The sequence below is a fragment of the Aeromonas media genome, assembly GCF_000819985.1.
GTDB lineage: Bacteria > Pseudomonadota > Gammaproteobacteria > Enterobacterales > Aeromonadaceae > Aeromonas > Aeromonas media.
This window is the reverse complement of the sequence record NZ_CDBZ01000002.1, coordinates 1-10,232: the sequence shown is the minus strand read 5'-3', so window position 1 is coordinate 10,232 and position 10,232 is coordinate 1. Positions and strand designations below refer to the sequence as shown.

The window sequence follows — 10,232 nt, the reverse complement described above, 5'->3', positions numbered from 1 at the left end:
GCATGAGCCCGGCCGCCCGCCTGCTCATCATCAATGGTCTGGCGTTCAACCTCGGCTTTTACATGATGATGCCCTTCCTCGCCCAGCACATGGGCAGCGGACTTGGCCTCGCCGGCTGGGCCTGTGGCCTGGTCATGGGGATGCGGGTCTTCAGCCAGCAGGGGCTGTTTCTGCTGGGGGGCACCCTTGGGGATCGCATCGGCTATCACCCCGCCATCGTCTGGGGCTGCCTGGTGCGCTCGGTCGGCTTCGTGCTGCTCGGCTGGGCCGAGTCCCTGCCCATACTGCTGCTGGCGGCGACCCTCACCGGTTTTGCCGGGGCCCTCTTCACCCCCTGCGCCCAGGCCTATCTCGCCAGCGAATGCAGCGCGCCCGATCAGCGTCAGCGCGCCTTCGCCCTGCACAATCTCGCCAGCCAGGCGGGCATGCTGCTCGGTCCTCTGGTCGGCCTGACCCTGACCCAGCAGAGCTATGCCCTGACGGGTATTCTGGCGGCTAGCCTGTTCGCCCTGCTCGGGGTGTTGCAGTATCGGGTGCTGCCCAAACGCCCGGTGAACAACCAGAGCCCGCGCGGCGCCATTTTGCGCCAATGGCGGGAGATCCTGCGCCAGCGCCCTTTTATGATGTTCACCCTGCTGGCGGGCAGCTACCAGATCCTGTTCCACCAGCTCTATCTCGCCCTGCCCGCCCATATCCAGAGCCTGCCGGACGCCACCCAGCTGCTCGGCGGCGTCTTCACCCTCTCGGCGGTGATCGGCGTCCTGCTCCAGCTGCCGGCGTCCCGTCTGGTGGAACGCCATCTTGGGGTGCCACTCGCCATGGGGCTCGGAATAGGGCTGATGGGCCTGAGCTATCTGGCCCTGCCCCTGCTGGCCCCCTGGCCGACGGCGGGGGTATTGGCGCAGGTGGCCCTGCTCTCCTTGGGCTCCATCCTCTGCTTCCCGCTCTTTGCCGCCCAGTTGCCCCGCTACGCGCCCCCAGAGCAGCTCGCCAGCTACTACGGCTTCTATGCGAGCGCCGGGGGCTGCATGGCGCTCTTTGGCAACCTGCAGATCGGTTTTATGCTGGGGGATGCAGGCAGCCGCCCTGCCACGGCCATCTGGCTGCTGCTGGCCCTCACCGGCCTGCTGGCCGGGTTTGGCCTCTATACCCAGCTACGCAAGGATGGTCAGCCACAACCCGCCACCCATCAATAAACAGGGCGGCCTTGGCCGTCCAGTTTTTATCTCATTCCTCCCTCTCCGCTCTCCCCCGCCCCCCCTTCGTCTAACCCGAAACAAGGCGATATGCTTGGCATCTATCGCACTCTAGTCAGATATATACGCAGTACCTTCCATAATACCTCCATGAATGGACCTGTTTGCATCTACGATGCCATGTATATCCTCTTGTTTTGTTGGCTTTACAATCAATGGATCTGCCGCTATTAATTGACTGCCGCTGTATCTGTGGAGAGCGGTGTAAGGCTGATCCGGTTGTGCCGGTCAGTACCCGCTCTGAGCCAGTCAGGCCGACGGGACTTCAACTTGAACCGAAGTCCGTCCGACAATCATTCAATCCATACCGTTACGGACTTCAATATCAAATTTATTGAGGTCACGACCATGGGTAACATCGCCAAACAACGCCACCAAGCTGCCGTTCGCCAATCCTTTCACTGCTTCTATTGCGGACTGCCTATGTGGGAATCCTCCCCTGCCGCACTGATGCATCAGTACAGCCTAACCCCTGCCGAAGCCCGGCTATTGCAGTGCACAGGAGAGCATTTAAAGCCACGCGGCAATGGGGGCTCTGATCAGCCCTCTAATATCGTTGCCGCCTGTCGGCACTGCTACGGCACCCGCCACAAAACCCCCAAGGTGCTATCCCCTGAGCAGTATCAAAAAAAGGTACGGGCACGGGTGGGTAAAGGGGGCTGGTTTCCGAAAGGGATCACCAGCAAGGTCAAGGGGAACAGAACCAATCGGGTTTAGGAGCCGTAGGTTCGATGAGCAAAGCGTAATCGGACATTCGCGATAGCAATAAAAAGGACGCCATCAGGCGTCCTTGAAAAAACCGGGTCAACTCCCCAGATGCAGCGCCAGCCAGACTGCCAGGGGGATCACCAGCACGGAGAGCGCATTGCCACCGAGTACTATGCTGGCCACCTTGTCGGGCTGGCACAGGTACTGCTCGCACAGCATGTAGTTGAGCACCGCCGGGGGCAGCGCCACCGAGAGTGTCAGGAGCGGTATCCAGTCAGGATCCAGGGGCAGCAGCCAGACGGCGATCCCAAGAGAGATCCCCCCCGCCAGCAGATAGAGCAGGTTGCATTTAAGCGCCAGCCCCAGGTGGCCCAGCTCCCCCTCCATCAGCCGGATGCCTAAGGCAAACAGCATCAGGGGCACCGCTATCTGGCCGAGCAGGGAGGCGCTGGTCACCAGATAGTCCGGCAGCGGGATCTGCAAGTTGGCCACCAGCAGTCCTGCCAGAGCCGCCCACAGCATGGGGCTGCGCAGCCAGAGCCAGCGCGAGGCATTGGCCGAGAGGATAAACATGCCCACCGAGAAGTGGAGCAGATTGGAGAGCACGAAGAGGATGACGATGGCGCCGAGCTGCTGCTCACCAAAGGCCAGCACCATCAGCGGGATGCCGAGGTTGCCGGTATTGCGAAACATGGCGGGCAAGATGAGCGCCGCTCGCTCTATGCCCTTGAGTCTGAGCAGGGAGAGCAGCAGGCCCGGCAGCAGTATCACCAAGGCCCCGGCCGCGATGAGCGGCAGGTGGGCCGCCAGATCCAGCGGGTATTTCACCAGCGCCGAGAAGACCAGCGCCGGGGTAAATAGCTCGATATTGGCCCGGTTGACGTAGCCCAGGTCACCGCCCGGCCGCAGCCGTCCGTAGAGGGCGCCGAGGCCCGCCACCGCAAACACCGGGATGACGATATCGAGCAGTGCACTGAGCATGGGGAGTCCGTCTTAGAGTTCGCGGGCGGCGCGTCCCATCAGCACCACGGGATCCAGGGTGACCTCCAGGGTGCCGTTGCTGACCCAGAGCTGGCCGTCCGAGATGGTGCAGGTGAGCTGCATGGTGCGCTCCACCATGGCGGTCAGGGGCAGGGTCTGGCTGTCGGAGAGCTCGATCACGGTCAGGTTGTCGTGCAGGCCAAGCTTGCCCTGGTTCTGCTTCCACCAGACGCTGGTGCCACGGCCACCGTAGAGATAGAGCACCACCTGGCGGGAGCGGTTGCACGCCTTCTTGAGGCGTTTCTCGTCGGGCTGGCCGAGTTCAATCCAGAGCTCGATCTCGTCGGAATAGTTCTTGCGCCAGAGCTCGGGCTCGTCGTCCGCCGAAAGTCCCTTGGTGAACTCCAGCCGCTCGGCGGCGTGCCAGGCAAAGGCCGCCAGCCGGATCATCATTCGCTCGTCGGTCTCGGAGGGGTGACGGGCCAGGGTGAGGGAGTAGTCCTGATAGAGATTGCGATCCATGTCAGACAAGCTGATCTGGGCCTTGAAGATGGTTGCCTTGAGCGCCATAGAAATCGTGAACACCTGATAAAAGAGAAAGGGGCGGACATGCCGGGCGCCAGTGTAATCAAAATGGCCGCCGGGTTCGACCATATTGACCACAGTTTTCCCCGCCTTAGCCTGGATAAATGCGTTAAAAGACACATAAAACAAATGCCAGTCGTGAGACTGGCATTTGGCGGCATTAACGAGAGTGACTCACTTCTCGGCGGACTTGACCCCGAAGGCATTGAGCAGCAGGCAGCAGGTCACTGCCACGGCCACGAAGCCACTCAGGAAGATAAAGGGCATGGCCCCGTATCCCAATATGTTCCAGATGGTTTGTTCAAGCAGACTCATAGTGTGTCCTTCATCCAGTGAAATGGGTGTCCCTTTCGTGACGGGGTAGTCCCCGCTCCTGATAAGGCTATTTGACCTCAACCCGCACCTGAGTCCTATGCCACCAAAGTAATAAATAGGGGGCAAGTTTGCGCCAGATCAATTATTCAGGGTGGGAATGGATGAAATCTGGCCTGTTTTCCCAACGGCGCCGTCAAAAAATGAAAGAAGGCGACCCGGGGTCGCCTTCTTGTCACACCTGCATTCGCGCACGGCGGGCTGATATGAGCCTCGCGGATCAGTAGAAGCGCGCTTGCTCCACCGCCATCGCCTTGAGGCGGGCGCAAGGGGCAAACCTGTCGCCGTGGCGCTTCTGATAGTGCTCAAGACGCCCCACCAGGTGATCGATGCCGAGGCTGTCCATGTAGCGGAAGGGGCCGCCCAGGAAAGGCGGGAAGCCGATGCCGAAGATGGCGCCTATGTCGCCGTCACGGGCCGAGGCCACCACGCCGCTGTCGAGCGCCATGGCCGCTTCGTTGAGCATCAGCAGCACGCAGCGCTCGGCGATCTCCTGGCGGGCCAGCTTGGGCGACACCTTGACCCCGAGCACGGCGTAGACGCTCTCGTCCACCGTCTTCTTGCCCTCCTTGCCGGTGAGCTTGTTGCGCGGCGCCGCCTTGCCGTAGAGGTAGAAGCCCTTGCCGTTCTTGCGCCCCTTGCGATCGTCTTGCAGCAGTTTGTCAAAGGCCTTGGGGGCCTGGAACTGCTCGCCGCCGAGCTCTTTCTCGAGGATGGGGGAGATCTTGGCCCCCACATCGATACCGACCTCATCGAGCAAGGTGATGGGGCCGACCGGGAAGCCGAAGTCCAGCAGGGCACTGTCCAGCACCTCCACCGGTTCCCCTTCCAGCACCAGGCGCGCCGCCTCGTTCATGTAGGGGGCCAGGATGCGATTGACGTAGAAGCCCGCCTCGTCTTTCACCACGATAGGCGTCTTGCCCTGGGCCCGGGCGAAGGCCAGGGTGGTGGCCACCGTCTCGGCGCTGGTGCTGGCGTGGGGGATGACTTCCGCGAGCGGCATCTTGTCCACCGGGCTGAAGTAGTGCAGCCCCACCACCCGCTCCGGATGGGCGGCATTGGCCGCTATCTGGTGGATGGGCAGGGAGGAGGTGTTGGAGGCAAAGACGGTGTGATCACCGCACTCGCGCTCCACGTCCGCCACCATCTGGTGCTTGAGGGCGAGATCTTCAAACACCGCCTCCACCACCATGTCCACCCGGTGGAAACCGGAATAGTCCAGGGTGCCGGTGAGCAGGCTCATCTGCTTCTCCAGCTCGCTGCGCAGCAGTTGGCGGCGCTTGAGCTTCCTGGCCAGCAGGTCATAGCTGTAGCGCATGGCGTTGCCGATGCCGGCGCTCCCTACGTCCTTGATCCGCACCGGCACCCCGGCCTTGGTGGCGGTGACGAAGGCGATGCCGCCCCCCATCAGGCCCCCGCCCAGCACGGCGGCATGGGCCACCTTGCGCGGCTCGGCGCCCTGGTAGCTGACCTCTTTCTTCATCTCTGTGGTGGCGAAGAAAATCGAGCGCAGGGCGGCAGATTCCGCCGTCATCACCAGCTCGCCAAAGTGACGGGACTCGGCGGCAAGGCCAGCCTGCATCCCCTCTTCCACGCCGATGCGCACCACCTCGAGGATCCGCTCAGGGGCCGGGTAGTTGCCACGGGTCTTGGCCTTGACCCCCTTGCGGGCCTGATCGAACAGCACCTTGCGACCCAGGGCATTGGTCTCCAGCACCTTGCCCTGCAGATCCCGCTTCAGGGTATGGCGGGGCTTGCCCTTCTTCGCCAGCTTGATGGCGGACTCCAGCAGTATGGAGGGGGGTACCACATCGTCCACCAGCCCCTGTTTTTTGGCCTGCTTGGCCCTGATCTGCTTGCCGGTCAGCATCAGATCCAACGCCTTGGCCACCCCGATGAGGCGCGGCAGGCGTTGGGTACCGCCGGAGCCCGGCAGCAGGCCGAGCTGCACTTCCGGCAGCCCCAGCACCGTCTTGCCGTGTTCGGTCACCACCCGGCCATGGCAGGCGAGCGCCAGCTCCAGCCCGCCACCGAGGCAGGGGCCGTGAATAGCGGCGATCACCGGAATGGTCAGCGCCTCGATCTCGGCAAACACAATCTGCCCTTCCCGCGACAGTGTCTCGGCGTCCTGGGCACTGGTGCAGGCGGCCAGCATGCTGATGTCGGCCCCGGCGATGAAGGAGTCCTTCTTGCCGGAGGCGATCACCAGGCCAATCAGATCGCGGTTCCCCTTTATCTCGGCCAGCACGGTGCGGATCTCGTCTGCGAAGGCGGCCTTCAGGGTGTTCATGCTCTCACCGGGCACATCTATGGTGAGGATGCCGATGCCGTCTTTGCGAATATCCAGTGAAAAAGTCTTAGCGCTCATCATTCAACCTCCAGCACCATGGCCACACCCAGCCCACCCGCCGCACAGGCGGTGTTGAGCCCCAGTCCCCCACCCCGACGCCGCAGCTCGTGCAGGGTCTGGGTGATCATGCGCGCACCTGTGGCGGCAAAGGGGTGGCCATAGGCCAAAGAGCCGCCGAGGACGTTGAATTTGTCCATATCCACCTCGCCGATGGCCTGATCCCGGCCCAATTTGTCGCGGGCAAATTCGGCACTGGCAAACATCTTGAGGTTGGCCAGGGTCTGGGCGGCAAAGGCTTCGTGCATGTCGATGAGGGTCAGATCGGCCAGCGTGATACCGGCCCTGTCCAGCGCCAGCGGCGTGGCATAGGAGGGGCCCATCAGCATGTCCTGCCAGACGTCGATGGCGGAAAACGCGAAGCTGCGGATATAACCAAGCGGCTCCAACCCCAACTCCTTCGCCCGCCCTTCGCGCATCAGCAGCACGGCGGCGGCGCCGTCGGTGAGCGGGGTGGCGTTGGCGGCGGTGACGGAGCCATGCAGCCGGTCAAACACCGGCTTTAGCTTGGCGTAACTCGCCAGATCCGAGCTTTCACGGATGTTGTTGTCCCGCTCCAACGGCGACTTGTAGGGGGGCACATGGGCGGTGAACACCTCACCACTGAGCTTGCCCTCGGCCCAGGCTTGCGCCGCCAGCGTATGAGAGCGGTGGGCCAGGGCATCTTGCGCCTCGCGGCTGATATGGTGGCTCTTGGCCATCTGCTCGGCGGTCTGTCCCATGGAGAGGCCGGTGGAGTACTCGGCCACTGCGGGCGGCACCGGCATCAGATCCTTGATGCGCAGACGACGCAGGATATTGAAACGCTGCTGCAGATTGCGCGCCTTGTTGAGATCCACCAGGGCGCGGGCCAGGGTCTTGCTCACCCCTATGGGGAGCACGGAAGAGGAGTCGGCCCCGCCGGCGATGGCGATGTCGACAGTGCCGGCCATGATGGATTCGGTGACGTTGGCTACCGCCTGGAAACTGGTGGCACAGGCGCGCGACACGCTATAGGCATCCGTGCTGACGCTCATGCCGGTGCCGAGCACGATCTCGCGGGCTATGTTGGGCGCTTCCGGCATCTGTACCACCTGGCCGAACACCAGCTGGTCGATGAGCTTGGGATCGAGATCGGTGCGGGCGAGCAGCTCGCTCACCACCAGTTTGCCGAGATCCACCGCAGGCACGCCGTGGAAGGCCGTGGCCTGCTTGGCAAAGGGGGTTCGCAGACCCGCCACGACGGCAATCCGTTCGCCCTGGCGAGTCGTCAGTTTCAATGGCTGTTTCATCCTGGCTCCTTGGTTAAACGAGAAGATTAAAAGGGAGAGGTCTGACCTCATAGCGCCACATCTTAACAATCCAATCACAACTTTCATACGGCTGATTGAAACTAAATTGTCCCCATCTTGGCCCCCTCCCTCGCCCTTGGGGACCAACTGGAGTATAAAAAGATCAACTTCCATAAAAACAACGGGTTCATTGCATGGCGGCGGCAGAATTCAGAGCACTTGGGGACTATCTTGGCAGTCAGATCCTGGGACAGGGCCCCCTCATCGAGGGGCTGCTGATCGCCCTGCTATGTGAAGGACATGTGTTGATCGAGGGAGCGCCTGGGCTGGCCAAGACCCGGGCCGTCAAGGCGCTGGCCGGCGCCGTCGAGGGGCGCTTCGCCCGCATCCAGTTCACCCCGGATCTGCTCCCCGCCGATCTCACCGGCAGCGAGGTGTTTCACCCGCAAGATGCCAGCTTCGTGTTCCAGCCCGGCCCCTTGTTCAACCACCTGGTGCTGGCGGACGAAATCAACCGGGCTCCGGCCAAGGTGCAGTCCGCCCTGCTGGAGGCCATGGCCGAGCACCAGATCACTGTGGGCAAGAAGAGCTGGCGCCTGCCGCCGCTCTTTATGGTGGCGGCGACCCAGAACCCCATAGAGCAGGAGGGCACCTATCCCTTGCCAGAGGCCCAGCTCGATCGTTTCCTGCTCAAACTCATGGTGGATTACCCCAGCCCCGCCATGGAGCTCGCCATCTTGCAGCTCAACGCCGGGGGCGACGCCCTGCCGCCGCCCCCCGTGACCCTGAGCCAGGCCGCCTTGCTCTCGGCTCGCAGCACGGTGCAGGCCGTGCAGATGCAGACCCGGCTAGAGCACTATCTGGTGCAGCTGATCTGTGCCACCCGCCCCGGCAGCGGCCTCTGCCCCGAGCTCGAATCCCTCATTGCGGTAGGCGCCAGCCCCAGGGCCAGCATAGGCCTGGCCCGCGCCGCCCGCGCCCGCGCCTGGCTCGCCGGGCGTGACTTCGTGCTGCCGGAAGACATCCAGCAACTGGCGCCAGCCATCTTGCGTCACCGCCTCATTCCCAGTTATCAGGCCCTGGCGGACAATCTCGACAACGACACCCTGATCGCCCGTCTGCTGGATGCCATCCCATGTCCCTGACAGCCCGCCGTCCAGCGCCACCGATTCATCCCGAGCTATCAGGCCCTGGCGGACAACCTCGACAACGACACCCTGATCGCCCGTCTGCTGGATCTTATCCCATACCCCTGATGATCTGCTCCCATGACCAGATCCGCTGATCCCCGCGCCCATCCCGACATCGCCCTGCCCCTGTCCCAGTTGCTGGCCATCCGGCTGTGGGCGAGACAGGGTCAGCGGGCGCGCATTCACCAGACGCGTCAAGGGCGGCTCGGGCGACAGCCGGGTCTGAATTTTCGTGAGCTGCGCCTCTATCAGGCCGGGGACGAGGTGCGCCACATCGACTGGCGTGTCACCGCCCGCCTCGGCCGCCCCCACACCCGGCTGTATGCCGAGGAGCAGGAGCAGGCCCACTGGCTGCTGCTGGATCTCTCCCCCGCCATGTATTTCGGCTCTGGCTCCCAGCTCAAGGCCCGCCTCGGCTGTGAACTTGCCGCCGCCTTGCTCTGGCAGGGGGAGAAGCAGGCAAACACCCTGGTCTGCCACGGGGTGGAGACCCGCAGCGAGTCTCAGCGTGACTCCCTGATCCCCCTGCTGGAGGCGCTCTGTCACCACTATGAAGCGGGGCTGGATCGCGCCCCTCTGCCTCACTCCCTGGCCCAGACCCTGGCGCGCCTCAGCCTGCCCCATGGCGCCAGACTGACACTGATCAGCCACCATCAGCCCCTGGATCAGGGGCTCTGCCAGCAGTTGCAACGCCTCGGCCAGCGCCACGACATCCACTATTGGCAGATCCGGGATCCCCTGGAGGCAGCCCTGCCAGAGCAGGGGCAACTGGCGGTGCAATCGGGCAAGCGCAGCGGCTGGCTCGACGCCGGGCAGGCCCTCTTTCGCTGGCGCTACCAGGCCGCGGCGAGGCAGCAGGCCGACGCCTGCCAGCAGCAGCTGTTGCCCCTGGTACAGCGCCTCTACCGCCTCGACAACGGCTTGCCGCTGCAACGCCAGTGGCAGGAGGCTGGATGCCGTCTGTTTTGAGCGCCCCTCAAACTGCCCCCCTCCAGCACCAGCCTGGCGAGATCTTCTCGCTGACGCGGCTTCAGGAGATCCAGGGACAGCTTCGCGACATCCATCCGGGCCCGCCCCTGGAGAGCGCGAGCGATCCCCGTCTGCTGGCCTGGGGCTGGCTGCTGATCGCCGTGCTCGCCGCTTTGCTGATCGGAACCACGATAAACACGCTATGGCGTCAGCGCCGCTGGGCACACCAGATAGACTGGCAAGCCGCCGATCTGGTGCCGAGCCTGCAGGCCGCGCTGAGAGAGGCGGCCATCGCCCGCTGGCCAGAGGCGCGCGCCCTGCAAGGGAATGAGTGGCTCGCCTGGCTCGACCGCCGGGGGGGCTGTCATTTTGGCGCCCGCCAATGGCCGGACTGGCTCTATGGCTCAGACACCCCGGATAAGGCGCAGCGGGCGCGGCTGCGCCTTGCCTACCTCAGCTGGGGGCGCCGCTGCGTCAGCGCGCCGCACTGGAT

Annotated in this window: 10 protein-coding genes; 5 read left to right on the top strand and 5 right to left on the bottom strand. The window is 63.7% G+C overall.

Features of this window, described 5'->3' with window-relative positions; all coding sequences use genetic code 11:
• The first annotated feature begins 2 nt into the window (after window positions 1-2).
• Together BN1127_RS00045 and BN1127_RS22950 are read left to right on the top strand one after the other, a co-directional pair.
• Window positions 3-1,196: an MFS transporter gene (locus BN1127_RS00045; protein ID WP_042648054.1), complete on the top strand. Its 1,194-nt coding sequence runs from the start codon at window positions 3-5 to the stop codon at window positions 1,194-1,196.
• Window positions 1,197-1,604: 408 nt separating this feature from the next.
• Window positions 1,605-1,973, top strand: coding sequence for an HNH endonuclease (locus BN1127_RS22950; RefSeq protein ID WP_082029897.1), 369 nt, complete (start codon window positions 1,605-1,607; stop codon window positions 1,971-1,973).
• A gap of 87 nt (window positions 1,974-2,060) precedes the next feature.
• Here BN1127_RS22950 and BN1127_RS00040 read toward each other — a convergent pair whose 3' ends face one another.
• From BN1127_RS00040 to fadI, 5 genes are all read right to left on the bottom strand, one after another.
• Window positions 2,061-2,945, bottom strand: coding sequence for an AEC family transporter (locus BN1127_RS00040; RefSeq protein ID WP_042648053.1), 885 nt, complete (start codon window positions 2,943-2,945; stop codon window positions 2,061-2,063).
• 12 nt (window positions 2,946-2,957) lie between these two features.
• Window positions 2,958-3,515 (bottom strand): YaeQ family protein, encoded by a 558-nt coding sequence (locus tag BN1127_RS00035; RefSeq protein ID WP_042648052.1) that lies wholly within the window; start codon window positions 3,513-3,515, stop codon window positions 2,958-2,960.
• Between the two features lie 189 nt (window positions 3,516-3,704).
• A complete protein-coding gene (locus BN1127_RS20950) occupies window positions 3,705-3,845 on the bottom strand; it encodes a TIGR02808 family protein (protein WP_005325161.1) in 141 nt (46 codons plus the stop codon).
• A 277-nt stretch (window positions 3,846-4,122) separates the two neighbouring features.
• On the bottom strand, window positions 4,123-6,270 hold the full coding sequence (gene fadJ / locus BN1127_RS00030) for a fatty acid oxidation complex subunit alpha FadJ (RefSeq protein WP_042648063.1): 2,148 nt from the start codon (window positions 6,268-6,270) through the stop codon (window positions 4,123-4,125).
• Entirely contained in the window at window positions 6,270-7,580 is a 1,311-nt protein-coding gene (fadI, locus tag BN1127_RS00025) for an acetyl-CoA C-acyltransferase FadI (RefSeq protein WP_042648051.1), read from the bottom strand. The genes fadJ and fadI overlap by 1 nt, the downstream gene beginning before the upstream one ends.
• 194 nt (window positions 7,581-7,774) lie before the next feature.
• On the opposite strand from fadI, the gene BN1127_RS00020 reads away from it, so the two are divergent.
• The 3 genes from BN1127_RS00020 to BN1127_RS00010 all read left to right on the top strand — a co-directional run.
• Window positions 7,775-8,725 (top strand): AAA family ATPase, encoded by a 951-nt coding sequence (locus BN1127_RS00020; protein ID WP_042648050.1) that lies wholly within the window; start codon window positions 7,775-7,777, stop codon window positions 8,723-8,725.
• A 123-nt stretch (window positions 8,726-8,848) separates the two neighbouring features.
• On the top strand, window positions 8,849-9,739 hold the full coding sequence (locus tag BN1127_RS00015; RefSeq protein ID WP_042648049.1) for a DUF58 domain-containing protein: 891 nt from the start codon (window positions 8,849-8,851) through the stop codon (window positions 9,737-9,739).
• Window positions 9,724-10,232: DUF4381 family protein (locus BN1127_RS00010; RefSeq protein WP_042648062.1), on the top strand; the 509-nt coding region annotated here is incomplete at its 3' end. The genes BN1127_RS00015 and BN1127_RS00010, both read left to right, overlap by 16 nt.

Excerpts from the sequence above, each read along its gene's own strand:
- BN1127_RS00035 (WP_042648052.1), bottom strand. The coding sequence starts at position 3,515 with ATGGCGCTCAAGGCAACCATCTTCAAGGCCCAGATCAGCTTGTCTGAC.
- BN1127_RS00040 (WP_042648053.1), bottom strand. The coding sequence starts at position 2,945 with ATGCTCAGTGCACTGCTCGATATCGTCATCCCGGTGTTTGCGGTGGCG.
- BN1127_RS20950 (WP_005325161.1), bottom strand. The coding sequence starts at position 3,845 with ATGAGTCTGCTTGAACAAACCATCTGGAACATATTGGGATACGGGGCC.
- BN1127_RS00045 (WP_042648054.1), top strand. The coding sequence starts at position 3 with ATGAGCCCGGCCGCCCGCCTGCTCATCATCAATGGTCTGGCGTTCAAC.
- BN1127_RS22950 (WP_082029897.1), top strand. The coding sequence starts at position 1,605 with ATGGGTAACATCGCCAAACAACGCCACCAAGCTGCCGTTCGCCAATCC.
- BN1127_RS00020 (WP_042648050.1), top strand. The coding sequence starts at position 7,775 with ATGGCGGCGGCAGAATTCAGAGCACTTGGGGACTATCTTGGCAGTCAG.
- BN1127_RS00015 (WP_042648049.1), top strand. The coding sequence starts at position 8,849 with ATGACCAGATCCGCTGATCCCCGCGCCCATCCCGACATCGCCCTGCCC.
- fadI (WP_042648051.1), bottom strand. The coding sequence starts at position 7,580 with ATGAAACAGCCATTGAAACTGACGACTCGCCAGGGCGAACGGATTGCC.
- fadJ (WP_042648063.1), bottom strand. The coding sequence starts at position 6,270 with ATGAGCGCTAAGACTTTTTCACTGGATATTCGCAAAGACGGCATCGGC.